Consider the following 25399-nt stretch of genomic DNA (forward strand, 5'->3'; position numbering starts at 1 on the left):
TATAAGTGAAAGGAGTAGTGAAGTTGGACTCTAAAATTTTCAAAACCCTTGAATATCAAAAAATTCTAAATAAACTAAGTCACTATGCCCAAACGGCAACGGGACAACAGACAGCCCTTCGGCTACAGCCCAGCGATGATTTGGAGCATATCAAGAAAATGCTGAAAGGTACGGATGAGGCCTATGCTGCTGATCGCCTCAAAGGAGTGCCTTCATTTAACGGAGTAGTGGATATCACTCCGGCGGTGAAGCGTGCCCGTATTGGTGGAACATTAAGCCCGCATGAGTTGCTTGGCATTCGGACAACGGTTCAGGCCGCACGCCGTATACAAGTATACGTGACAAGTTTGCATGAAGAAAATCCTGTCGAAACATTGCTGTATTGGAGTGAGCAGCTTTCGGAGCAGAGAAGTTTAGAAAACTCCATCAAAGGCTGTATTGACGAAAATGCAGAAGTGTTGGATTCTGCCAGCACAGAGCTTTCACAAATCCGTCGGGAGCTGCGCTCGGGAGAAGTGCGTATTCGTGAGAAGCTGGATTCCATGATTCGTTCCTCAACTGTATCCAAAATGCTTCAAGATCAGTTGATTACGATTCGTGGAGATCGGTTTGTGATCCCGGTTAAGGCCGAATACCGTTCTTATTTTGGCGGAATTGTTCATGATCAATCCGGGTCAGGTGCAACATTGTTTATCGAGCCTGAATCTATCGTAGCCATGAACAATAAGCTGAGGGAAACAAGGCTGAGAGAAGAGCGTGAAATTGAAGTCATTTTACAAAAGCTGACCGCACTTGTCGCAGAACAAGCGGATATGTTGCTGTATGATGTGGACGTTTTGGGCAATCTTGATTTTATTTTTGCAAAAGCGCGTCTCGCCCGTGAAATGAAGGCAACCTTGCCTTTAATGAATGACCGAGGGTACTTGAAGCTGAAAAAAGGCAGACATCCTCTAATTCCGTTGGAGCAGGTCGTTCCCATAGATGTGGAGCTGGGCAATTCATACACCTCCATTATCGTTACCGGACCGAACACAGGGGGGAAAACCGTTACCCTGAAAACCATTGGCCTGCTTAGTTTGATGGCGATGTCTGGACTGTTTGTACCTGTTGAGGATGAAAGCCAGCTGTGTGTATTTGATGCAATCTATGCTGATATTGGTGACGAGCAGAGCATTGAGCAAAACTTAAGTACATTTTCCAGCCACATGACCAATATCATTAGCATCCTGAAAAATATGACGCCCAAAAGTCTTGTATTGCTTGACGAAGTGGGGGCAGGAACGGACCCCGCGGAAGGTTCGGCTTTGGCTGTGTCCATTTTGGAGCATATACATGCCATGGGTTGCCGTATGGTTGCGACGACTCACTATAGTGAATTGAAGGCGTATGCCTATGAGCGTAAAGGAATTATTAATGCAAGCATGGAGTTTGATGTTGCTACCTTAAGCCCGACTTACCGCCTTCTGGTCGGTGTCCCCGGACGAAGTAACGCATTTGCCATTGCCGAGCGATTGGGATTGCCAGGGCGCATTTTAGACTATGCCCGTGGTGAGGTAACAGAAGAAGACCAGCGCGTTGAGCACATGATTGCGTCACTGGAGCAGAACCGTTTGACAGCTGAGCAAGAACGGGAAAAAGCGGAGCAGTTGCGTAAAGAAATGGAAGCATTGCGTAGCCGTCATCAGATGGAGCTGGATAAGCTGGAGTCCCAACGGGACCGTATGCTGGAAAAAGCTGAGGATGAAGCAAGAGTTCTCGTGGATAAGGCTCGTAGCGAAGCTGAGAAAATCATTACTGATTTGCGTAAATTGGCTCAGGAAGAAGGGGCTTCGGTTAAGGAGCACAAGCTGATTGCAGCTCGCAGAGAACTGGATGAGGCTGAACCGAAGCAACGCAAGAAAAGTACTGTCAAACGCCCGGCCGCTACGCGTACTCGTTCTATCATGGCTGGCGATGAAGTATCCGTTCACAGTCTGAATAAAAAAGGCCACGTGGTTGAACTGTCCGGTACCAAGGAAGCTGTGGTTCAATTGGGGATCATGAAGATGAAGGTCAGTCTGGATGATCTGGAACTACTGCAACCTGCCCAAACAACGACTCCAAGAGTTCAAAAACCAGTCACTGGCGTTAAACGGACACGGGATGATAACGTACGAAGTGAACTTGATCTTCGGGGGGCGAACGTGGAGGAAGCCTTGATGGAAGTGGACCGCTTCATGGATGAAGCGTTTCTGGCCAATCTGGGTCAGGTACACATTATTCATGGCAAAGGTACGGGTATTCTGAGAACCGGTATTCAGGAGTACCTCCGCAAGCATAAACATGTGAAAAGCTACCGTATCGGTAATTACAATGAAGGCGGCACAGGCGTAACCGTTGCTGAATTGGAATAGCTATGGGTTGCCGGCTTTGCTCGGGAACGCTTGGTAGAACGGGAGGGACGAAGTGAAGATGGCGATTGATGAATTGCTGTCACATCCGTTGGGGATGATGCTGGGTTATTTCTCGGTGGCGGTGCTGGAGCTAATTGTATTTTTGTCGTGTTTTGAGCTGGTAACCCGCTATAAATGCTGGGAAGAGATCAAGCGCGGCAATGTTTCAGTAGCCATGGCTACGGGAGGGAAAATGTTCGGTATTTGCAACGTGCTCCGCTTTGCAATGGAAGCCAAATCCAGCGTGTACGATACGATGATTTGGTCGTTCGTTGGCTTTTTACTGCTACTTGCGGCGTACTTTCTTTTTGAGTTTCTGACACCGGTATTTTCTATCGATCAACAGATTAAAGAGGATAACCGTGCTGTCGGCTTGTTTTCCATGATTATTTCAATATCGTTATCTTATGTGATCGGTGCCAGTGTAACTTGACACATCCTGTATACTAGAGCTTGGTATACGCTTGGAACGGAAGGATGATAAAGCTTGGAAATGACTATTTGTCCATGGTGTAACATGGAAATTATTTGGGATGAAGAATTGGGCCCTGAGGAAGAGTGTCCCTATTGCCATAATGATCTGAAAGGTTACTCTGACATCACCGATGATGAAGAGGAGTCTGTTTCTCCACCTGTTCATAGACATGCCGGCGAGCATGGACATGAAGAGACAAAACATGATCATTCGGCTTCTGTAACCCCGGTACCACACTCTCATGGAAAAGAAGACCTGAAGGGTTATCGTACATTGAGTATTCAGCTCGGTGATGAAGAGGAGCAGGATATTTTATATGAGGCAGAGGATGAAATCGTAGTTGATAAACCAGTTGATGCACCGTTGTTGCAGGATAATGAGCTTCATAAGCTGCCTGTGCTGCATACTTTGCAAAAATTTGAAGAAAGCGGTGCGGATCTGATGGCTTATGAACAAGGCGCTGAACAAATACTCGACAGACAAGATGAGGTTCTTGAATGCTTCCAATGTGGAGAATACATGCTGCATGCGGGTTCGCAAACCGTAACCAGAGAAGGCTTTGAACCGTCGATGTCGCCAGCACTTGGCAAACCTGTTCTGGACTTGCCATTCGTCTTGAATGTTTATGTTTGTCCTAGCTGTTTTCATGTCCAGCACACATTGTCAGAGAATGACCGACTGCGGATGCTGGAGAAGCTCAGCGGTATTTCCAACAATTAAATAGCAATCCCCCGGATAGGCTCAAGCTCAATACGGGCATCTTAATCGAAGAAATCTTTGAACAAGCTGGCTTGAAATAAGCTGATTGGTGATTTTTCGGTTAGGGGGAACTGCATTGAAATCAAACCTGAACGGACAATCCATTCTGCTATTAAGCTTGAATGGATTGTTTGTGTTTGCAGCAGCATTGTCAGGCACATTTCTCAACGTATATTTATGGAAGAGCAGGCAGGATTACGCGATGATTGGCTGGTTTAATGTCAGCCAACAAATTGCGCTGGGAATTATGGTCTGGGTGGCTGGGAAATGGGTCAAGGAACATAACAAAATGAATGCCCTGCGCGTGGGGACAGCACTGTCCGGTCTGTTTTATTTAATCGTGTTATATACGGGACCGCAGGCTGTAAACTACATATGGCCGCTCGGAATGTTATTGGGTGCAGCATTAGGTTTATTCTGGCTGGCGTTTAATGTCATTTTTTTCGAAGTCACAGATCAGGCAAGTCGCGATCATTTTAACGGATGGGTCGGTCTGCTGGGTTCGTTTTCCGGTATCGTGGGTCCTTGGCTGTCTGGTTGGATTATTGCTCGTATGGAGGATGATGCGGGTTATCGAGTAATATTCAGTATTTCCTTAGCTTTTTATGTCGTAGGAGTGGTACTTAGTTTCTTTCTTCGCAAGCGTAAGCCGACAGGAAACTACAATTGGAAGGAGCCTAAGCAACGATTGTCACAAAAAGGGAGCATGTGGCGTCCCTTGTCGTTATCGCTTGTTACCCAGGGCATCCGTGAAGGGGTTTTTGCCTTCCTGATTACGCTGCTCGTGTATGTAGCTACTCAACAGGAATGGAAGCTGGCACAGTTTTCACTTATCACCTCGGCGGTTTCATTTTTCAGCTTTTGGGCTGTCGGAAAATGGCTCAAGCCACACTATCGCTCGGCTGGTATGCTGTTGGGTGCTGTATTGTTGGTGATTGCGCTGTTACCCTTATTGTGGCGTATGGAGTATATCACGCTACTGATTATGGGGATCGGCACCGCTATATTCCTGCCCTTGTATTTAATTCCTATGATCTCAGCGAGTTTTGATTTAATGGGTACGAGTGAAGGAGATGCGAATCAGAGAGTGGAACTGGTTGTACTGCGTGAACTGTGCTTAATGGTAGGACGGTTGACCGGTACACTCATTTTCTTGGGCGTCCTAAGTATCAGCAAGGCTCCTACAGCGATGATTTGGTTGTTGATTGGACTTGCATTAATGCCAGTGATCGGCTGGTTTTTTATGCGAAATGTGCTGAAGATGGAACAGAAGACAAAGCGAAGCAATTCTCATTCCCATGCACAACGCTGGCGCAAGCAAACGGAGTAACAGGAAAATTCAACACAAAAAGAACCTCAGAATTCACTTATATAGGCGAAAGGAGGTTCTTTTTGTATTCATATGTTAAACCATTGGTTTTGTTGCTTCTGGCGAGGGTTTGGTCGTACGGGTCAGAGAATACAGCTCCATTTCAGGTCGGTGTGTGCCCGTCAGTTCATCAGCCAATAGCTGTGCGGCCATCATATTCGTAACCGTCCCATTTCCCCCGTAACCCTCCAAGAAATAGCAGTTTGGAAAACGCGGATGTGGACCAATATACGGCAAGCCGTCGTGAGAGGAGCCGAATACAGCCGCCCAAGCGTAGTCGATCTGAAATGGCACACTGGGAAAATGCTCCTGTAGTGCTTGCAGCAGCTTTTGTTGTTGGTGTAGTAGCCTGATTTCACGTTGGTTGGCGTCCAATACAGGTTCATCCAAACCACCAATAATGATACGTCCTTCCGGTGTGGAGCGCATATATAGATAAGGACGGGCCGTTTCCCAGATCAGACACTGCTCATGCCACAAGGGAGCATCTCCGATTGGATTGGTGGCGATAGCATAAGAGCTTTGCAGAACGGCTCCCTGATCGGTTTTAATCTCTTGTGTTTCATAACCTGTTGCAAAAACAACCTTTTTTGCTCGGATCATTCCACCGTTAGTATGACAAACGACCTCATTATCATGGAATTCAAAATGCTTGGCTTCCGTATGCTCATATAAGCGAACACCGAGACGGTTGGCAGATTGCAGCAGGCCCTGGGCAAACAAAAATGGATTAACCTCAGCATCTTCGTGTGTGTACAAGGCTGCCGGTTTTCGAAAAGGAAATCGGGCAGCAACCTGTTGCTCATCCCAGTACTCCACTGGAAATCCAAACCGGGTTAGCTGTTTGTACTCTTCCTGAAGCACCTGTACATCTTCTAGTGTACTTGCATAGTACAGGCTGCTTCGCCGAATAAAGGAAGGGTCTGTATCCAGTGTGGCAGCCAGCTTATCTAACTGATCTAGTGCATCCTTGCACATGCGGTAAAACAGTACACCGTTCGTTTCACCAAACGTATTGATGAAAGAGGTTAAGGTCTTGTCATTGCTGTATTGCAGCAGGCCAGTATTGGCCGAAGAGCTTCCAGTTACCAGTTTGCGTTTGTCAATAACCACGGTGTCTACCTGTCGTTCTCCCAATAACCGGGAGCAGATGGCCCCCCCCATCCCTCCCCCGATGATCAATACATCACAATTTAAATCCTCTGCCAAAGGCGGAAAATCCAGCGCCTGCTCCAATGTATTCGGCCAATATGTATTCCCGCTTATCAACTCCATATAAAATAGCACTCCTCATAGGCAATATGTAGTATTTCTTATGTGTACATAGTATTTCGCCAAACGGACAAGATAACCAGCGTGCAACAAAACTTTTAAGGAGGCACAGAGATTATGCAATCTACGAACATGCAACCCCTGTCAGGCAAAGAGCTGGAGTACATCGTGGACTCCATCTCCAATGAAGAACTACTACTCAAACAATGTGCGGCCACAGCGGCGTCTATTCAGCACCCAGCCATCCAACAAGCCTGTTTACAACTGGCAAGAACTCATGAGCACCACTTGAATCTGCTTTCTAATGCTCTTCAACAGCATCAGCAGCTTGCTCCAATGCAACCACAGCAGTAATTTGGATTTACCAATAAAGGAGGTTTGACAGAATGTATTCACAAAACAATATGTCATTTATGCCCGAAGAAGATTTGCTCTATACCATTCTTGCTGATATGAAACGTACAGTGCGCGAATACACAACGGCGACGACAGAATCCAATTGTCCGTCTGTGCGTCAGATGTTCACCGACCTTACGAATGATACATTGCGTCTGCAAGGTGATTTGTATCATCTGATGAGCCAAAATAATATGTACGCCACTCCAACTAAAGCACTGCGCATCGATTTGGACAAACAGATTCAAGAAGCTCGCAAGACCCAACAAGAATGCCAACAGTTCATTCAGCAAAAGTCGACATCCGCGGGAGTATATGGTCAATCTATGCACCAGCAAGGCCAGTCTACACACCAAAACAACCCTTATTATATGTAAACGGGATTTTCTGTTTTTGAAGCAGATTCCCATAACAGCCGTCCACCTGCCGGGTTTACCGGAGTGGACGGTTTTTCTTTGCAGGTTTAAAGTGCGTATTGTATGATGTATAGTAATCTCTTTCGATGGAGGCCTTATGTAGAATGACAGAGCTGAATGAATTGAAATTAAAAGTGCTGGAATTGTTAAAAGAAGATGCAAGAAGAACACCGACTTTATTGGCTACTATGCTGGGGGTTGACGAGCAGGATGTACGCATCTCAATGAAAGAGCTCGAAGACCAACACGTGATTGTCAAATATGCCGCTGTAGTTAATTGGGACAAAGTCGACGACGAAAAGGTTACCGCTTTGATCGAAGTGCAAATTACACCCGAGCGTGGAAGAGGCTTTGAAGGGATTGCAGAACGGATTTATTTGTATCCGCAAGTTAAATCGGTCTATCTCATGTCCGGAGCATACGATTTGCTGGTAGAGGTTGAAGGCCGCAATCTTCGTGAGGTCGCTAACTTTGTGTCGGAGAAACTGTCGCCTATTGATTCGGTCTTGTCTACCAAGACTAATTTTACGCTTAAAAAATACAAGCAGGACGGAATTATCTTTGAGGACCATCAGGAAGATAATCGTCTGATGATTTCGCCGTAAAGGAAGATCATGATGAATCTCAAAACAGAAGCATTTACCGACAGTAACAAAGCTATGAGTTCCTATTTGTCCCCGTTGGTGCGCGAGATCCCATCTTCGGGTATTCGTAAGTTTTTTGACTTGGTGGGTGGCAACAAGGATATTATTACCCTTGGTGTAGGCGAACCGGATTTTACAACCCCTTGGCATATGCGGGAAGCCTGTGTCTATTCATTAGAGCGAGGTTTTACCAGCTATACGTCTAATGCGGGAACGCCAGAACTGCGTGAAGCGATCAGTGATTATCTGAATGAGCAATTTGAAGTCCGTTATGATCCTAAAAATGAGATTATCGTGACCGTTGGGGGAAGCGAGGCGATTGATCTTGCTTTGCGTGCGTTAATTGTACCTGGCGACGAAATTCTCGTGCCCGAACCGTGCTACATTTCATATTCTCCAATCACTGCAATTGGAGGCGGGATTCCGGTAGGTATTGAAACCTTTGCTAAGGATGAATTCAAGCTGACGGCTGAGGCGCTGGAGGCAAAAATTACACCTAAATCCAAGGTGCTGATTTTATGCTATCCGAGCAATCCAACTGGGGCTACGATGACTTATGAAGATTGGCTTCCGATTGCCGAAGTCGTGGAAAAGCATGATTTGATCGTCATTTCTGATGAAATTTATGCTGAATTGAATTATGGAGAGAAGCACGTCAGTTTTGCGGCTATGCCTGGTATGATGGATCGTACAATTCTCGTCAGTGGTTTTTCCAAAGCCTTCGCCATGACAGGTTGGCGTATTGGATATACATGCGGACATCCCGATCTGATTGCCGCTATGCTCAAAATCCATCAGTACACCGTAATGTGTGCGCCTTCTATGGGGCAAGTTGCGGCACTGGAAGGGTTGCGGAATGGTTTGGGTGAGAAAGATCGTATGGTAGAAGCCTATAATCAGCGTCGCCGTCTGATGGTTGAAGGGTTTCGGGAAATCGGCCTGGAGTGCCATGAGCCAAGAGGGGCTTTTTACGTTTTCCCTAGTATTCAAAGCACGGGACTCAGCTCAGATGAATTTGCACAGCGTCTTTTGGCAGAGGCTAAAGTTGCGGCTGTACCAGGTAATGTGTTCGGTTTGGGAGGCGAAGGCTATCTTCGTTGCTCATACGCGACTTCTGTTGCTCAGCTGACGGAGGCACTGGATCGGATTGGTCATTTTGTAGAAAAAGTAAGAAAAGAAGGTTAAAATTATTTTTTTATGGGTAATTCATAAAAAATAGTCTTTTATTTCTAATTTCTATGCTATAATTTGAAATCGATAGCAGGAAGTTCAATTTTTCAATTGTAGGAGGAATGCTCATGTCATATGTTGGATTTAATTCGTCTAGTTCAATAGGATACGACATTTCTCTGGAAGATGAAATTTTGTTCCTGCGCAATGAGATGATGCGGACGTTTCAGAAAGAGCAGTCCTTCACCTCTGATCTTGTCATCGAGATCAGTTGCAAGCTCGATTTGAAAATCAATGAATATATGAAGCTGTATGGTACGGAATGCAAGGTTTAACTGTGTGAAGTCAGCCAAATGTAAGAAGAAGGCCGTCGAGCCTTCTTTTTTTGCGTTCACAACTTATGATATATTAATGGCATGGAAGAGGGGGCGTACATATGAGAGCGGGGCTAAAAAGGCTATCGCCGTGGATCATCGGAATGCTGACACTTGTATTATTGGCTGGATGTGGGGGACGGGACAAGGACAGCTTCTCCATTTTTATTATGGATAAAGGGGATGCTTCAGTCATCCGTGAGGAGCTGGCACAAAAGCTTAAGGATAAGCTGGGCGAACAGGCTCCGACTATTGAGATTTCAGTCAGTCCGCTGTATAACCAGCAGAAGCTGGTTGTAGAATATGCGGCCGGGGAGCATGATCTGTTTCTTTTGCCGGAAGAGGACATGAAGCTGTATGGACAGAATGGTTCGAATCTGCCGTTAGATGATGCTTTTGACAAGAAGACGTATGCCCGGGGCGTGTTCGAGGGCGGCGTATTTAAGAAGAAGGGGCAGGAGGAAGAAGGAACAGATGTGAGCAAGGAAACTCATTTGTTCGGAATTCCGGTGGAGCAGATGAAGATGTTTAAGGAGCTAAAATATAACTCCAAAACATTATTTGCTACCGTTCCGCCTCGTACAAGCAATAAGGAAGAAGCCATCAAGGTGCTGAAAGCACTTACGGAATGATAAAGGGGATGAAATGGAATGGGAATCTATACTAGAACAGGTGATGAAGGACAAACTTCTGTGATCGGCGGTCGAGTGTCCAAAGATGATGATCGTGTGGAAGCGTACGGAACAATTGACGAGCTGAACAGCTTTGTAGGACAAGCCATCAGCTTTGCCGAAGGGGAAGAGTTTGCGGATATTCGGACTCAATTGGAAGAAATACAGCAGGAGCTGTTTGATTGTGGTTCGGATTTGGCATTTGTTAAAATCAGTGAAAGCAAATATAAGGTGAAGGACGAGCTGGCAGAGCGTCTGGAAGGTTGGATTGATGCATGTCAGGAGGAAAATCCGAAGGTGGAGCGTTTTATTATACCAGGTGGTAGCACATTATCCTCAACGCTTCATGTATGCCGTACGGTTTGCCGACGCGCAGAACGCCGTGCGGTTACACTAGGTAAACATACGGACATCAATCCGGCGGTACGTCGGTATTTAAACCGCCTTTCCGATTATTTCTTTGCCGTCGCTCGCACAGCGAATGTCCGTCAGGGCGTACCCGATGTCGAATATGTGCGCAGCAAAAAAGTGTTCCGCAAATAAGGAGGCAACCGGGAATTTGTGATGAGCTTGTACTATGAACCTATCGTATATACGATCCCTCCGGAGGAGGAGGGCATGCTGTTGAAGACTATTTTACAAAAACGTATGAACATTTCTCGAAAGTTAATATCCAAACTCAAGCTGACCGAGCAAGGTATTATGCTGAACGGGACGCGTGTGTACATCAGCGTAAAGGTGAAATCCGGGGATCGAGTAGAAATTCGCATGGAGCGCGAGCGTTCTGATGATATTTTACCTGAACCCATTCCTTTTGAGATATTGTTTGAGGATGAACATCTGTTAGTGGTGAATAAGGCGGCGGGCATGATTGTCCATCCGACTCATGGTCATTACACAGGAACACTGGCTAACGGGGTTGTGCATTATTGGCAGACCAAGGGGGAGCTGTTCCGGTTTCGTCCTGTTCATCGTCTTGATCAGGAGACGACGGGGGTGCTGGTCGTAGCCAAAAATCCATATGTACACCAGCATATTTCTGAACAGATGATTGCGGGAACGGTGGATAAGCGCTATACGGCTCTGGTGCATGGGCGCCCTGAGCTGCAGGAAGGTAAGGTAGACGGACCGATTGACCGCAACCCGGATGATCCGCATTTGCGTATGGTGACTCCGGATGGTTATCCTGCCCTTACGCTGTATAAGCTGGAGGAAGTGTGGAACGGGGGAAGCCGTATCGGACTAAAGTTGGAATCCGGGCGTACGCACCAAATTCGAGTGCATATGACTTATATCGGCTGCCCGTTGATCGGAGATAAAATGTACCGGATTACACCTGATGATGCTGCGCAACGTGAGCGATATGATCAGCTTGATGTCAAGATGCCTCGACAAGCCTTACATGCTTCAGAGCTGTCCTTGGAGCATCCTGTAACCGGGGAGCGGCTGACGTTCTATGCTCCTCTACCTGACGATATGGCTGAAATGCAGGAGCTTTTAAGAGAAAACCAAATGGAGGTTAAACTAGCGATGAGCCAACTGAAAGTATATCAGTATTCTAAATGCAGTACCTGCCGTAATGCAGTGAAATGGCTGCAAAACAAGGGGCATGAGACGGAACTGATTCCTATTTTTGAACAGCCGCCCGGCCCGGAGGAATTGGAAGAATTGATTCGCAAAAGCGGGCTGGAGCTGAAAAAGTTTTTCAATACTAGCGGTGAGGTGTACAAAGAGTTAAAGCTGAAAGATAAGCTGGGAGACATGAGCCGTGAAGAGCAAATTTCGCTTTTATCCTCAAATGGAAGATTAATCAAACGCCCGATTGTAACCGACGGTAACAAAGTAACGGTAGGGTTCAAAGAGGAAACATTTGAGGGCACATGGGGAGCTCAATAACGCCCAATTTACCCCCACGATATGTTATACTGTGGGGGTTAAATATTATGATGAATGGGAGCAATACAATCTGTGACACAACGCAATGAACAATCCGTAATGCTGGTTGACGGCATGGCCCTGCTATTTCGCGCTTATTATGCAACCGCCGCAAACGGTTATATCCGTCGTACAAAAGCTGGGGTGCCAACGAACGCCATATATGGTTTTATTCGATATTTTTGGGATGCAGTCCAAACGTTTAATCCTACACATGTTATTTGTTGCTGGGATATGGGCGGAACGACATTCCGTGGGGAACATTTTGCTGCGTATAAAGGAAACCGAGCCGACGCACCCGATGATTTGATTCCCCAATTTACATTGATTCGTGAAGTGACGGACAGCCTCGGCATTCCCAACATTGGAGCGGAAGGCTTTGAAGCCGATGATTGTATCGGTACGCTTGCACGCCATTATTCGCAAAATGAGGACATGGATGTAATGATTCTCTCGGGAGATCATGATTTACTTCAATTAGTGGATGATCGGACACGGGTCATTATTATGAAAAAAGGCCACGGCAATTATATGGTATACACCCCGGAGACCCTGCTGACTGAAAAAGGACTTAAGCCACGCCAAGTGGTGGACCTTAAAGGCCTGATGGGGGATGCAAGCGATAATTATCCAGGAGTACGAGGTATTGGTGAGAAAACGGCACTCAAGCTGGTGCAGGAATACGACTCTATTGAGGGCATTCTGGAGAATCTGGATCAATTAACACCATCGGTCCGCAAAAAAATTGAGAGTGATTTGGATATGCTGCATCTTTCACGCAAACTCGCTGAAATTCACTGTGGTGTACCTGTAGCATGTGCTTTGGATAGTTGTCTGCTGACGTTGGATCACGTGCAAATTGTAGACAAGTTTGAGCAGCTTGAAATGAAAAGCTTGTGTACATTGATGGGTGTCGCAACCGGATCATAATGAAGCTATTAGGCTTGGTACGACAATTTAAGTAAAGTAAGTTATATAGGGATGCTGAGGCTGGATGCGTCAGTGTCCTTATTTGTATACCGTTATGTTAACGGAGTTATATCGTCTTGTGAAGGATTATATACAATTGCGATTAGGGGATTGACCTCAGGTACATTTCAGGTGAATATAGTGGAGAGAGAACCGGATTATCGAAAGGGGACAACAGCAACTATGACAGTATTGGGAGCAATTGAGGCAGGCGGTACCAAATTTGTATGTGGAATTGGCAACGAACGTGGAGAGGTACTGGAACGAGCGAGCTTTCCAACAACCACACCAGCAGAAACAATGGAGAATGTCATCGCATTTTTTGAAGGCAAGGGCATTGAAGCATTGGGCGTAGGATCGTTCGGGCCGATTGATCCTATCGAAGGTAGTGATACATATGGTTATATTACAACAACGCCAAAGCCACATTGGGGAAATTACAATCTGATTGGTAAACTGAAAGAGCATTTTGATGTGCCTATGGGGTTTGATACGGATGTGAATGGAGCAGCACTTGGTGAGTCTATTTGGGGTGCCGCCAAAGGATTGGACAACTGTCTGTATATCACGATAGGCACAGGCATCGGGGCAGGTGCTTTGGTTGGTGGAAAGCTGATACATGGATTATCTCACCCGGAAATGGGGCATATTCTGGTACGTCGTCACCCAGAAGATACTTACGAGGGGACATGTCCTTATCACGGAGATTGTTTGGAGGGTCTGGCAGCAGGTCCTGCGCTCGAAAAAAGATGGAAGGTTAAAGGACATGAGCTTTCTGTCGATCACCCGGCCTGGGAAATGGAAGCGTACTATCTGGCACAGGCTTTAATGAGCTATGTATTAATCCTGTCCCCGCAAAAAATTATTATGGGCGGGGGAGTAATGAAGCAAGACCAATTGTTCCCGCTCATTCGTACCAAACTACAAAAACTTTTGAACGGATACGTGCAGCATTCGAGTCTGACAACAGGTATTGAGCAATATATCGTATCTCCAGGATTGGGTGATAATGCTGGATTGTGCGGTGCTCTGGCATTGGCAAAGGAAAAACTGAATCATTAGAATTTAGGGTTGACGGCACTCCAAGGTACGGTTATTATATAGGCAACAGTATAGTACGGCTCAAAAAGGGAAGCACCTTTCTTGCGAATACGCAGGATAGGTGCTTTTTTTTGCGTTTTTGTGTTGTGCGGGACTGTCTTTCAACGATATGAGGGAGGAAGAAATCATGGAGATAGTATTTTTAAATCGCTTGTCCAAACGGAATGAACAGGGCTATGAGGACTTTGCTCAGGTATGGATTGGGCAGCATGAAGGGGAATGGAGTGCAGGCTGGAGCACACACCATGTCCCGGATGAAAGTATAGACGACCTTTGGTATGAGGGCAGCTTGTGGCAGGAATTACTACATGTATACCGTCATGAGCTGGCGCTCAAAATGGCTGAGGGCTACAGGCCCCTAATCCATGGTGTATTTCATGAGCAAGAAGGATCATCAGGACGAGGACAAACGCTGCAAAAGCTGTATTGCTACAGTGATTTGTTTCCACGTGATGAAGTGTATGAGCAATTGACGATGTGGAGACGGCAAAAAGCAGCAACGGAACGAAAAGCACCTTATTTTATCGCTACGAATCGATTGCTTCGACTCATTAGCGTTTATCTTCCCCATACCGAAGAAGAACTGTTGGAGCTGCCTGGTATGGGTCAGGGTAAGGTGTCGCAATATGGGACGGAGCTATTGGCTATTACGACACAAAATGACCGCACCACGCCATTTCCGTTGAACTGGGTAACAGAGACGCTGGAAGAAGAAGTTTTTTTGTCATGGTTATACAAGCAAAAAGAGAACCAGTACAGGCAGGAGCTGAACAAATTCAGCTTAACTAGAACGATTATTGAAGGCATTTCGGACGGTCTTTCACTGGAGCATATCGGAATGAAGACAGGTTTGCATCGTAGAGAGATGATTGAAGCTGTGGAGCATTTGGATAGAGACGGTATTGATATGGACAAGCTGATCCACAAGGAATTGGTGAATGTATCTGAGGCGGAGCAGGCAGCTATCTGGTCTGCTTATGAAGAGTTGGGGGATACGTTGCTCAAGCCCGTCATGCTGAAAGTGTATGGGGAAGAAAAGGCAACCGAAACAGGACTGGATCAGATTTATGAGCGTCTGCGTCTGATCCGTATACGGTTTCGTCATCAGCAGGTACCCGGCCGACATGTTGGATAATATAGAACTAGTTGGATAAAGCTGGGTATTAAAGTATATTCAGGGTCCAACATACTAAAAAGCAGCAGCCAGTTCCTCACAGGACACGGCTGCTGCTTTTTATGACCAAGCTTGAAAATAGAAAAAAGTATCCAATTTGATACTTTTTCCCCTTTTATTTTTAAACCCAGTCTTTCTTACGGAAAATACAGAACATACTGACGCCTAATGCCACCATAATACCAATGACGACAAAATAGCCATAACGTGTATGAAGCTCAGGCATATTATCGAAGTTCATCCCATATATTCCGGTAATGACCGTCAATGGCATAAATACGGTCGTAATTGCTGTAAACACACGCATAATTTCATTGGCACGGTTGGCGATACTGGATTGATAAGCTTCTCGAAGGTTACCCATCAAGTCGCGGTAAGTTTCGAAAGTCTCCGAAATTTTCACAGCATTTTCATAAATGTCGCTAAAATATTTTTGCAATTGATCGTCGATGAGCCGCAAATCCCGCTTGTTCAGGGTATTGATGACTTCTTTTTGCGGGCCCAACACTTTTTTCAGCCACAGAATCTCACTGCGTAAGCCGATGATTTCGTTCAAATGCGACTTTTTCGTATGCATTAGAATATCTTCTTCCAGCTTTTCAATGCGGACCTCAATCCGGTCACCAACCAGAAAATAGTTGTCAACAATTAAGTCGACCAACAGATACATAAAACGGTCAGGCTGGCTGACTTCTTGCTCCCACAGCATAGGCTTGAGGGTACGAAGCTCATTGATTTTCTGCTTGGTCACCGTAATGATAAAATGGCGGCCGAGAAAAATGTTCAAAGCTCGCAAAAATATTTCTTCATCATCAAAACGAATGCTATTTACAACGATAAAATAATGGCTTTCATAAATTTCAATCTTCGGACGCTGTTCTTCTTCACTCAAACAGTCTTCTACTGCAAGATCATGCATGGAAAATAAAGGCTGGAGCACTGCCAAATCATCGACATCGGCATCAATCCAATAAAAACCTTCTGCCGGTGCAGTAAGCGCCATTTCAATTTCTTCGACAGGGGTAAAAACCCCGTTGTTGACCAAACGGATTTTCATATACGTCACTCCTTATGCTCCGCCGTAACGGAAATACGTTTACCTTAAGCATAAGGAATGGACTCAGTTAGCCAGTTAGCCGGTGCGGGTAAGCGTGCACTCTCATCAAAAGCCGGAGGCTTTTGGAGCATGCAGAGCCTGGCGTCCCGTCTTTCGGCAAGCTGAAGTCATTCCTATGCTGTTGTTCAGGGATCGCCGCCTATTCGGACTCGGGTCGCCTTCCATTCCGGATTCACCTCTCAAATGTTCTTTTTTTAGATTGCCACAGTATCGCAGGAAACACTCAAGTCTGCACTACTGCTCCATATTTTTGCCTAATAGCACTTGTATAGTATAACGCTCGGCCTACGGCCTTTCAAGCGCAAAATCATGGGCAAAATCAACAGTAGTGGCAAGAGCTTCAGCGATAGGAGGGATATGATTTAACCTATGGAAAAGGTAGACAAAATGTGAATGCAGGTTACAAATTTGCAAGTCCCATCTTGACGAAGCCCAGCCGATGCATTAAAGTGAACAACAAGAACTTTGTGAACCCAAAATGAATATAGCGAAATCTTATCAAGAGCAGGTGGAGGGACTAGCCCGATGATACCCGGCAACCGGCGATTTTAATCGCACGGTGCTAATTCTTGCAGGACGCGCGCTTTGTACAAAGCGCGTTGCCCTGACAGATGAGAGAGGCGCATATGGATACAAATATGACCTTTCTCTAACCAGAGAAAGGTCTTTTTATTATATGCCCGGCATCTCAACAAGACGATTTTCGCAAAACTTACCTAACAAGGAGTGAGTTTACATGCCGATTAAAATCCCAGACACATTACCTGCTAAGGAAGTGCTGGAGGGCGAAAATATTTTCGTAATGGATGAAAGCTTGGCTTATCATCAGGATATTCGTCCGTTGCGTATCGCCATTTTGAATTTAATGCCTACAAAGGAAACGACGGAAACCCAACTGTTGCGCCTGGTCGGCAATACGCCGTTGCAAGTGGATGTCACGCTGGTGCACATGAAGTCTCATGTATCCAAAAATACATCGCAAGAATATTTGAACATGTTCTATAAAACGTTCGACGAGATCAAGAACAGTCGTTTTGACGGCATGGTCATTACAGGAGCCCCGGTTGAACAGCTTGAGTTTGAGGATGTGAACTACTGGGAGGAAATCCGGCAAATCTTTGAATGGACGAAAACGAATGTAACTTCGACCATGCATATCTGTTGGGCCTCACAGGCAGGCTTATACCATCATTTCGATGTCCCTAAATATGGGCTCGACTACAAATGCTTCGGTGTATTTCCACACACCGTGATTAAACCTAAAGTAAAATTGTTACGCGGCTTTGATGAACTGTTTTATGCTCCTCATTCCAGGCATACGGAGGTTCGTCGGGAAGATATTGATCATATCGCCGAATTAGAAGTTTTATCCGAATCCGAAGAAGCTGGAGTGTACCTCGTAGCCACGCTTGACGGTAAACAAATTTTTGTAACTGGGCATTCTGAATATGACCCGCTTTCACTGAAATGGGAATACGACCGCGATGTAGCCAAAGGAATGGATATTGAAGTCCCCAAAAATTATTTTCCTAATGATGATCCTGAGCGCACCCCCCCCTCAATTTGGCGGGCGCACGCCAATTTATTATTCTCGAATTGGCTGAACTATTATGTATACCAAGAAACACCTTATGATATCGGGCCCCAGATTTAAAAAAGGAGCATGTAGTTTACCTTTGTAGAGTATCACCTTGCAGTAGCGCAGCAGTATAGTCTTTGACATCCATTTTTGCAGGATTGGTTATAGCACCCACTATGGAAGTTAACAGGAGGATTCATATGAGTGAGAAACAGTGGAAAATCGAAAGTAGATTGGCACAAATCGGTTCAGTAGAAGAGCCAGTAACCGGGGCTGTTAATTACCCGATTTACCAATCTACGGCGTTCCGCCATCCCCGTCTGGGTCAAAGCACAGGATTTGATTACATTCGGACGATCAATCCCACGCGAAAGGTACTGGAAGAGGCTTCTGCTGCACTTGAATCGGGTGATGCAGGCTTTGCATGCAGCTCAGGTATGGCGGCGCTGCAAACGGTATTTGCATTGTTTGGACAGGGAGATCATCTCATAGTATCGCTGGATCTGTATGGCGGGACGTATCGTTTGCTGGAGCGTATTTTGTCTAAATTTGGTGTGACAGCCAGTTATGTGGATACGAACGATCTTGAAGCGCTCGAACAGTCATGTCGACCGAATACCAAAGCTGTATTCATAGAAACGCCTACAAATCCGTTAATGATGATTACTGATATTCGAGCGGTGGCTAAATGGGCATCACAACATCAGTTGCTTACCATTGTAGATAATACGCTGCTAACGCCATATTTCCAGCGGCCATTGGAACTGGGCGCGGATATTGTGGTACATAGCGCAACCAAATATTTGGGCGGACACAACGATGTGCTGGCAGGGTTGATCGTAACCAAAGGCAAAGAGCTATCAGCTGAAATTGCATTCCTGCACAATTCCATAGGGGCAGTGCTTTCCCCAAGCGATTGCTACCAGTTAATGAAGGGCATGAAGACGTTAGCGCTGCGTATGGACCGGCACGAGCATAATGCAACAGTGCTGTCTAACTATTTACTGACGCATCCGGCTGTGGCGGAAGTATTTTATCCAGCTCTAGAAGGCCATCCAGGTCGTGAGATTCAAAATAAACAATCCAGCGGAAATACGGGTATCTTTTCCTTTAAAGTAAAGGATGCTCGTTATGTGGAACCTTTGCTTCGTCACATTAAGCTCATTGCGTTTGCGGAAAGTCTCGGCGGTGTGGAATCGTTAATGACCTATCCCGCTGTGCAGACACATGCGGACATACCAGCAGAAATTCGGGATGCAGTCGGGGTAGATGACAGGCTGTTGCGTTTCTCCGTAGGCATTGAGCATACAGACGACCTAATTGAAGATTTACGTTCGGCGTTGGAAGCGGCACGTCAAGAAGTAGAAGGAGGAGAGCTGCAATGATAGAGGATGCGAGGAGGATCGGGCAGGATCTGAACAAAGAGCGGAAGTTCGCTACCAAGCTGCTGCATTTTGGCTCTGAAATTGACAGCGTTACGGGGGCATCGAGCGTCCCGATCTATCAAGCTTCTACCTTCCACCATCACGATATTTTTAATCCTCCACAGCATGACTATAGCCGTTCAGGTAATCCGACACGACAAGCTTTGGAGGATTATATCGCTTTATTAGAAGGCGGGGCGTGCGGTTTTGCCTTTGCATCAGGTATGGCGGCCATCTCTACTACATTTATGCTCTTGTCTGCTGGAGATCATGTCATTGTTTCCGAGGACGTATATGGAGGAACATATCGACTGCTGACCTCCATTTTGAAACGGATGAATATCGAAACGACCTTCGTCGACATGACGGACCTCAACCTTGCGAAAGAGGCGTTGCAGGAGAATACAAGGGCTGTATATATGGAAACTCCGTCCAATCCGACACTCAAAATTACCGATGTGGCAGGAATAACTTCTTGGGCACAGGACAACGGGCTTTTAACGTTATTGGATAATACTTTTATGACACCTTATTATCAACGTCCGATTGAGCAGGGAGTTGATATTGTATTGCACAGTGCGACCAAGTTTCTGGGCGGACACAGCGATGTGCTGGCAGGACTTGCGGTAGCACGTACCGAATCGTTGGGAAGACAAATCAAGCAGCTCCAAAATGGACTGGGTACCGTGTTGGCTCCGCAGGAGTCATGGTTGCTCATGCGCGGTATGAAGACACTGGAGGCTCGTATGGCTCACAGCGAAAAGAGCGCAGCGAAGCTCGCTAACTGGCTGAACGAGCGCAACGACATTGAGGCGGTATACTACCCGGGTCTGGAGAATCATCCAGGGCGTGAAGTTCATGAGCGCCAATCCAGCGGTTATGGTGCAGTGATATCTTTTGATGTGGGTTCTGGTGAGCGTGCAAAAGAAGTCCTCAGTCGCGTACGTATTCCAATTGTAGCGGTGAGTCTGGGAGCTGTGGAAAGCATCTTGTCGTATCCGGCGATGATGTCACATGCGGCTATGCCCCATAGTGTACGATTGGAGCGCGGGATTACGAACGGACTACTCCGTTTCTCCGTAGGTTTGGAGGATATTGACGACCTGATCAGTGATCTGGATGAGGCGCTGCGCTAGAGCGTTAGCACATCCGCAGCATCTTTGTCGTTTTCACGCTGAGAGCAAATATGTACAGTACTAAACAGCAAGTTTCCAGTATTTCAGGAGGCTTGCTGTTTTCTATAAAATAACATGAACGACAGTGTGAAAAAAGACACTTTTCAGTTCTGTTTTCTTATTTTTTGGCTATATGCAACGTTGAGATAAGCTTGGCAGTTGCCTGTTTTCCTAGGTGAAAAGCAGAAAGAAGCGGGAATAAGTATGGTTCCTTACCTAAAGATATGTTAGTATTATCATTAGGTTTTACTATGCTAAATAGCACAGACAACATACAAGGCTAGTCATGAACATACATTACGGCAGGGTTCGAACGCAGGTTTGTGAAAGCATTCTCGTTCATAAGTCCTGTCGTTCATTTCGTCGCCCTGTGACAGCGAAGGAGGATACACCATGAGTGTAATCGACCATATTTTAGATAAAGCCCTACGCGGCGAACGCCTGAATTTAGAGGATACCGTTGCTTTGTTCGAATCAGACGAGGTAGAAAAAATCGGTCATGCGGCGAATAAAGTCATGAATCGCATGCATCCCGATCCCGTTAAAACCTTCGTTATCGGACGAAATATTAACTATACAAACGTGTGTGACGTATACTGTCGCTTCTGCGCTTTTTATCGTAGACCAGGTTCTGATGAAGGTTATGTTTTGCCGGATGAGGTGATCTTTCAGAAGATCAAGGAAACGCAGGAAGTAGGTGGCACCGAAATTCTAATGCAAGGCGGTGTGAACCCGAATCTGCCGTTCAGTTATTATACCGATTTGCTGAAAGGTATCAAGGAGCGTTTTCCCGATATTACGATGCACTCCTTCTCGCCAGCTGAAATTCACAAAATGAAGGAGAAATCTGGTCTTTCTATGGAAGAAACAATCCGCGCCATTCATGAAGCTGGATTGGATTCGCTTCCGGGCGGAGGTGGAGAAATTTTGGATGACCGCACACGCCGCAAAATTAGCCGTCTCAAAGGCTCTTGGCGTGATTGGATGGATGTCATGCAAACGGCTCATAAGGTTGGGATGAACACGACTGCTACGATGGTTATTGGCTTTGGCGAGTTGATGGAGGAGCGTGCGCTGCATTTGTTGCGTGTTCGTGATGCTCAGGACGAATGCATTGAAAACAAATATAATTCTGAAGGATTTTTGGCCTTTATTCCTTGGACCTTCCAGCCAGACAATACCAACCTGAAGAAGGAACGTCAGACGCCGGAGGAATATCTGAAGACCGTTGCGATCAGTCGTCTTGTATTGGATAACATCAAGCATATTCAATCCTCATGGGTAACTATGGGACCTGAAATCGGTAAAAAATCGTTGTACTACGGTTGCGATGATTTTGGTAGCACCATGATTGAGGAAAACGTAGTTTCCGCTGCAGGCGCAACGTATAAGGTTAACATTGAATCCATTTTACAGTTGATCCGCGAGACGGGTCACATTCCGGCACAGCGTAATACCCGTTATGATATTATTCGTACTTTTGACAGTGCCAGCAGTATTGAACATGATTTTATCATGCAGAATTAATATCCGTTAATATAGTGTTCATTACAAAACGCCTATCTGTACTAATCGTTATACATAGATTAGTGCAGATAAGCGTTTTTTTGATGTGTTACTTTGCTATGCTTTCCATCGTTTCATATACATGATCTCAGCTTGCGGGTCTGCCATTTGGATGACTGCCTTAAAGCGCTGCAAATCCAACAGATGAACGCTGTAAACGATGACCATTTGTTCTTTTTTATCCTCAGATTCGCTTTTGATCTTGCCCTCTATCTGGGCAGAGCCTTCAACAGGCGTGCTGTGTATACGCAACCTGCGATATATAGCATCCTCGACGGTTGGCTGCTTCTTGCTGACAACACAAACCATACGCGTCAGACCGGTAAACATCAGCCGGGTCGTTTCGTAGGCGGCGAGGCAGGATAAGGCTGAATATAGAGCTGGCTCCCAGCCTAGCACAAAGCCAGCTGTAATGAGCAGCAGACCGTTACATAGCATAACAATCTGTATTAACGGAATCTTGCGGTGTGTTAGCAACAATGTGGATGGACGGCCATCGCCTGGTTCGTTAAGTCCTAGTGAATCAAGCAGACCACCGTGACGAGCTGCCAGTCCTGCGCCAAGACCGATACAGATTCCGCCGCCCAAAGCACATACGACCGGATGGCCGCTCACTGCCGGAAAAGGCGAAAGAATGATGGCTGAGCCTGAAAAGGCGAACAAGCCGGGTAGTGCACGGAGCAGCATGGGTTTGTGAGTGGATAAAGAATACAGCAGCATGAGTGGCAAGTTCAAAACGAATAGCAATAACCCAAAATGCTCTTGTGTATAAAGCGACATGAGTCTGGAGATCCCCGTGACGCCTCCAGCGATCATATCATGCGGATGCAAAAACAATTCCAGACCGACGGATGCCGTAATTCCGCCAATCACCGTATAAAAGACAGGGAACCTGCTCGCATCTTCTGAAGCGGGCTTCACAAGCCGCCTCATAGAGTTTCGGCATGTTTAATAGCGTGCGGCATAGCCTTCCCTCCTATGGATTGTCGTATCCAGCTTTACAGTTACGCCGAGTTACTTTCTTCTTTTCGTAGGCGGGGGTCCTTGAACTTGAATATTTTGTTTAACATATTAAAAATAGGTTTTGACTGCTTTGTGAGAAGTGGTCCAAGAATGGCCAGTATGAGTACATAGATGGCTGCAAAAGGTTGAACAATATCAAGTAAACCACCTTCTTTACCCAAGTTGGCCATGATAATCGAAAATTCACCCCGTGCCACAATGGTCAGGCCGATATTTGCTGACGCTTTGGGAGATAAGGAGGCCGTACGCCCAGCCAACATTCCTGCCCAAATGTTCCCAAATAACGTGAGAACGACTGCTGCCAGCGCAAGCCATATCGCGTTTCCTCCTAGGGACAGTGGATCAATGGATAGCCCAAAGCTGAAAAAGAACAGAGCGCCAAAGAAATCGCGGAAAGGAACAATTAAATGCTCGATCCGTTTGGCATGTTCCGTTTCGGCCAGTACGAGACCGACTAACAGGGCGCCGATAGCTTCCGCCACATGAATCGTTTCCGAAAAACCAGCCACCAGAAACAGGGAGCCGAAAACAACAAGTCCGAATACCTCATTGGAGCGAATACGGAGAATCCGATTTAACAGAGGGACGGCCTTACGACCGATAATAATGACTGCAAGCATAAAGCCAAGCGCGATTAGAGCTGATAGCAGTACACCCCCGAGCGAGGATGAATCGCTAAGAACCAATCCGGAGAGGATGGAGATGTATACGGCGAGGAAAACATCCTCGAACATAATAATGCCCAAAATCATTTCAGTTTCAGCATTGGCAGTCCGCTTGAGATCTACCAGCACCTTCGCAGCAATAGCACTGGATGATATGGTTGTAATTCCGGCGATAACCAGTGTTTCTGCTACAGGAAAGCCGCTCAGGAAGCCAAGAGCCAGCCCCAGTGTGAAATTGATGCCAATATAAATGGTGCCACCCACGGCAATGGAGCGGCCTGATTTAATTAACCGACCTACTGAAAACTCCAGACCCAAGTAGAAGAGAAGAAACAGCACTCCGATTCTTCCCATAAAATCAATAAAAGGGGCGCTTTCGATAAAGCGAAAATCAAAATGCCATAGCTCCATCGCATGCGGTCCAACTGCCATTCCGATCAGGATATAAAAAGGGATGACCGAGAAGCGCAGTTTGGAGGAAATAAGTCCGGCTGCAGCGATGAGAGCAATAGCCAATCCAACCTCAAATACCAGATGATCCATCCAATCACCCGCTTCCGTTCATAAGGATTTGTTTAAAGCGTTTTTGCTGATCGCGTTCCCCAACAACAACTACAATGGCATCATCGTTAATAATCACTTCAGGACCAGGATTTACATATTTCATTCCCTTTTTCTCCACAATGGCAATAACAGTGGCTCCCGAATTTTGTCTAATATCCAGCTCACCGATGGATTTGCCAACACTTGCATAGTGAGATTCCACTCTATACCATTCGATAATAAAATCGTCAAACGTCATTTCTACACTTTCAAGCTGTTTCGGCTTATATGTCATACCCCCGATGATGGAGGCTACCAATCGTGCTTCCTGATCATTCAGGGTTGTCATAGAAATACTTTGTTCCAAATCCTCGTAATCAAAGTGATACAACTCACGCCTGCCATCATCATGAATAATAATGACAATTCGGTCGCCACTCTCTGCATCTATTCGATACTTAATCCCGATTCCTGGCAAAATAGACTCTCGAATATCCATTTGTAAAGCCTCCTGTACGATACGTTATTTAAATGAATGGTATGGGAAATAAATCACATGCTTTGGGAGTGACATGAAAACTTTCTTTTTGTATTAAATTTTATAAATTAACATAGAAAACCTGATAAATATACTTAACGTATTACACTTATTGGGAACGGTTAACAAATAGACATGCAAATGTAGTGATGTGCATGCTTAAGGGAGGTTAAGCCACATAACTAGAGGTAAATTTGATGGGGAACAAGTACAATTGCTTCTTTAGTTTGCAAATGACAGGAATAAAAGGCAGACGTAGTTTAGGGATGCTCAATAGCAGCACAAACGCCATCAAAATGACAAAGGGAAGTGATTTGGCCGCAGCGATCACCAGATGAAGTAAAGGGGAGGATTTGCGTATAGCTGGTTTGGGATGGTGCTCCAGACCGTGAGAATCGGTTTCTAACGAGGAAACATCAGCATGAGACAGGAGAGAAGATCCCGCAGTAAACTGAAGGGATTGAGTAGTGTCTTCCGCATGAAACGTCACAGGAAGGGACAAAATCTGAACGAGGCTCAATATGACGATCATGAATGTACGCAGCATGTTCAGCATCGTTGACATCTTATCTCCTCCCTCTTGTGAAAAATTCATATTAATTTAACCTTAAC

25 protein-coding genes, 1 pseudogene and 1 riboswitch are annotated in these 25399 nt (G+C 45.8%); of the genes and pseudogenes, 20 read left to right on the top strand and 6 right to left on the bottom strand.

What is annotated here, in order from left to right; translation table 11 throughout:
- Positions 1-23 precede the first annotated feature (23 nt).
- From G9G53_RS02325 to G9G53_RS02340, 4 genes are all read left to right on the top strand, one after another.
- Complete coding sequence (locus G9G53_RS02325) at positions 24-2393, top strand: endonuclease MutS2 (protein WP_029516485.1); 2370 nt, start codon at positions 24-26, stop codon at positions 2391-2393.
- 58 nt (positions 2394-2451) lie between these two features.
- Positions 2452-2865 carry a DUF350 domain-containing protein gene (locus tag G9G53_RS02330; protein WP_013309402.1) on the top strand — a complete coding sequence of 138 codons (414 nt, stop codon included), beginning with the start codon at positions 2452-2454 and terminating at the stop codon, positions 2863-2865.
- A 54-nt stretch (positions 2866-2919) separates the two neighbouring features.
- Positions 2920-3627 carry a hypothetical protein gene (locus G9G53_RS02335; RefSeq protein WP_029516486.1) on the top strand — a complete coding sequence of 236 codons (708 nt, stop codon included), beginning with the start codon at positions 2920-2922 and terminating at the stop codon, positions 3625-3627.
- Positions 3628-3742: 115 nt separating this feature from the next.
- On the top strand, positions 3743-4996 hold the full coding sequence (locus G9G53_RS02340) for an MFS transporter (RefSeq protein ID WP_069012839.1): 1254 nt from the start codon (positions 3743-3745) through the stop codon (positions 4994-4996).
- A 75-nt stretch (positions 4997-5071) separates the two neighbouring features.
- Here the strand turns inward: G9G53_RS02340 and G9G53_RS02345 are convergent, their stop codons facing one another.
- Positions 5072-6310 carry an NAD(P)/FAD-dependent oxidoreductase gene (locus G9G53_RS02345; RefSeq protein WP_165145053.1) on the bottom strand — a complete coding sequence of 413 codons (1239 nt, stop codon included), beginning with the start codon at positions 6308-6310 and terminating at the stop codon, positions 5072-5074.
- A gap of 114 nt (positions 6311-6424) precedes the next feature.
- Between G9G53_RS02345 and G9G53_RS02350 the strand changes: the two genes are divergently transcribed.
- The 12 genes and pseudogenes from G9G53_RS02350 (at position 6425) to G9G53_RS02405 (ending at position 15118) form a co-directional block, all read left to right on the top strand.
- Positions 6425-6661, top strand: coding sequence for a hypothetical protein (locus tag G9G53_RS02350; protein ID WP_013370103.1), 237 nt, complete (start codon positions 6425-6427; stop codon positions 6659-6661).
- 32 nt (positions 6662-6693) lie between these two features.
- On the top strand, positions 6694-7080 hold the full coding sequence (locus G9G53_RS02355; RefSeq protein ID WP_069012837.1) for a spore coat protein: 387 nt from the start codon (positions 6694-6696) through the stop codon (positions 7078-7080).
- Between the two features lie 143 nt (positions 7081-7223).
- A complete protein-coding gene (locus G9G53_RS02360; RefSeq protein WP_069012836.1) occupies positions 7224-7724 on the top strand; it encodes an Lrp/AsnC family transcriptional regulator in 501 nt (166 codons plus the stop codon).
- A 12-nt stretch (positions 7725-7736) separates the two neighbouring features.
- Positions 7737-8948 (top strand): aminotransferase class I/II-fold pyridoxal phosphate-dependent enzyme, encoded by a 1212-nt coding sequence (locus G9G53_RS02365; protein WP_029516491.1) that lies wholly within the window; start codon positions 7737-7739, stop codon positions 8946-8948.
- A 113-nt stretch (positions 8949-9061) separates the two neighbouring features.
- Positions 9062-9268 (top strand): aspartyl-phosphate phosphatase Spo0E family protein, encoded by a 207-nt coding sequence (locus G9G53_RS02370; RefSeq protein WP_069012835.1) that lies wholly within the window; start codon positions 9062-9064, stop codon positions 9266-9268.
- A 101-nt stretch (positions 9269-9369) separates the two neighbouring features.
- Complete coding sequence (locus tag G9G53_RS02375) at positions 9370-9939, top strand: hypothetical protein (RefSeq protein WP_069012834.1); 570 nt, start codon at positions 9370-9372, stop codon at positions 9937-9939.
- A gap of 18 nt (positions 9940-9957) precedes the next feature.
- Positions 9958-10521 (top strand): cob(I)yrinic acid a,c-diamide adenosyltransferase, encoded by a 564-nt coding sequence (locus G9G53_RS02380; RefSeq protein WP_029516494.1) that lies wholly within the window; start codon positions 9958-9960, stop codon positions 10519-10521.
- 21 nt (positions 10522-10542) lie between these two features.
- Positions 10543-11496, top strand: a pseudogene (locus G9G53_RS02385) (RluA family pseudouridine synthase); the annotation flags it as partial.
- 12 nt (positions 11497-11508) lie between these two features.
- Positions 11509-11874, top strand: a complete 366-nt coding sequence (locus G9G53_RS02390) for an arsenate reductase family protein (protein ID WP_141695545.1) — start codon at positions 11509-11511, stop codon at positions 11872-11874.
- 72 nt (positions 11875-11946) lie between these two features.
- Complete coding sequence (locus G9G53_RS02395; RefSeq protein WP_080710677.1) at positions 11947-12843, top strand: 5'-3' exonuclease; 897 nt, start codon at positions 11947-11949, stop codon at positions 12841-12843.
- Positions 12844-13065: 222 nt separating this feature from the next.
- Complete coding sequence (locus G9G53_RS02400) at positions 13066-13944, top strand: ROK family protein (protein ID WP_069012832.1); 879 nt, start codon at positions 13066-13068, stop codon at positions 13942-13944.
- Positions 13945-14110: 166 nt separating this feature from the next.
- Positions 14111-15118: an HRDC domain-containing protein gene (locus G9G53_RS02405; protein ID WP_069012831.1), complete on the top strand. Its 1008-nt coding sequence runs from the start codon at positions 14111-14113 to the stop codon at positions 15116-15118.
- 160 nt (positions 15119-15278) lie between these two features.
- On the opposite strand, the gene corA is transcribed toward G9G53_RS02405, so the two are convergent.
- On the bottom strand, positions 15279-16214 hold the full coding sequence (gene corA, locus G9G53_RS02410) for a magnesium/cobalt transporter CorA (protein WP_023987788.1): 936 nt from the start codon (positions 16212-16214) through the stop codon (positions 15279-15281).
- A gap of 552 nt (positions 16215-16766) precedes the next feature.
- Positions 16767-16892: riboswitch (SAM riboswitch) on the top strand.
- 118 nt (positions 16893-17010) lie between these two features.
- On the opposite strand from corA, the gene metA reads away from it, so the two are divergent.
- From metA to mqnC, 4 genes are all read left to right on the top strand, one after another.
- Positions 17011-17928, top strand: coding sequence for a homoserine O-acetyltransferase MetA (metA, locus tag G9G53_RS02415; protein WP_039269776.1), 918 nt, complete (start codon positions 17011-17013; stop codon positions 17926-17928).
- 125 nt (positions 17929-18053) lie between these two features.
- Complete coding sequence (locus tag G9G53_RS02420; protein WP_069012830.1) at positions 18054-19238, top strand: PLP-dependent transferase; 1185 nt, start codon at positions 18054-18056, stop codon at positions 19236-19238.
- Positions 19235-20413, top strand: coding sequence for an aminotransferase class I/II-fold pyridoxal phosphate-dependent enzyme (locus G9G53_RS02425; RefSeq protein WP_165145056.1), 1179 nt, complete (start codon positions 19235-19237; stop codon positions 20411-20413). The genes G9G53_RS02420 and G9G53_RS02425 overlap by 4 nt, the downstream gene beginning before the upstream one ends.
- 432 nt (positions 20414-20845) lie before the next feature.
- On the top strand, positions 20846-21979 hold the full coding sequence (gene mqnC, locus G9G53_RS02430; RefSeq protein ID WP_029516502.1) for a cyclic dehypoxanthinyl futalosine synthase: 1134 nt from the start codon (positions 20846-20848) through the stop codon (positions 21977-21979).
- Positions 21980-22075: 96 nt separating this feature from the next.
- On the opposite strand, the gene G9G53_RS02435 is transcribed toward mqnC, so the two are convergent.
- From G9G53_RS02435 to G9G53_RS02450, 4 genes are all read right to left on the bottom strand, one after another.
- Positions 22076-22939, bottom strand: coding sequence for a YitT family protein (locus G9G53_RS02435; RefSeq protein ID WP_029516503.1), 864 nt, complete (start codon positions 22937-22939; stop codon positions 22076-22078).
- 83 nt (positions 22940-23022) lie between these two features.
- Positions 23023-24249, bottom strand: coding sequence for a cation:proton antiporter (locus G9G53_RS02440; RefSeq protein WP_023987794.1), 1227 nt, complete (start codon positions 24247-24249; stop codon positions 23023-23025).
- A gap of 4 nt (positions 24250-24253) precedes the next feature.
- Positions 24254-24748 (bottom strand): cation:proton antiporter regulatory subunit, encoded by a 495-nt coding sequence (locus G9G53_RS02445; RefSeq protein ID WP_029516504.1) that lies wholly within the window; start codon positions 24746-24748, stop codon positions 24254-24256.
- 208 nt (positions 24749-24956) lie between these two features.
- Positions 24957-25352: a hypothetical protein gene (locus tag G9G53_RS02450; RefSeq protein ID WP_029516505.1), complete on the bottom strand. Its 396-nt coding sequence runs from the start codon at positions 25350-25352 to the stop codon at positions 24957-24959.
- Positions 25353-25399: the final 47 nt, after the last annotated feature.

The sequence above is a fragment of the Paenibacillus sp. EKM206P genome (assembly GCF_011066155.1).
In the GTDB taxonomy this organism is placed as follows: Bacteria; Bacillota; Bacilli; order Paenibacillales; family Paenibacillaceae; genus Paenibacillus; species Paenibacillus polymyxa_D.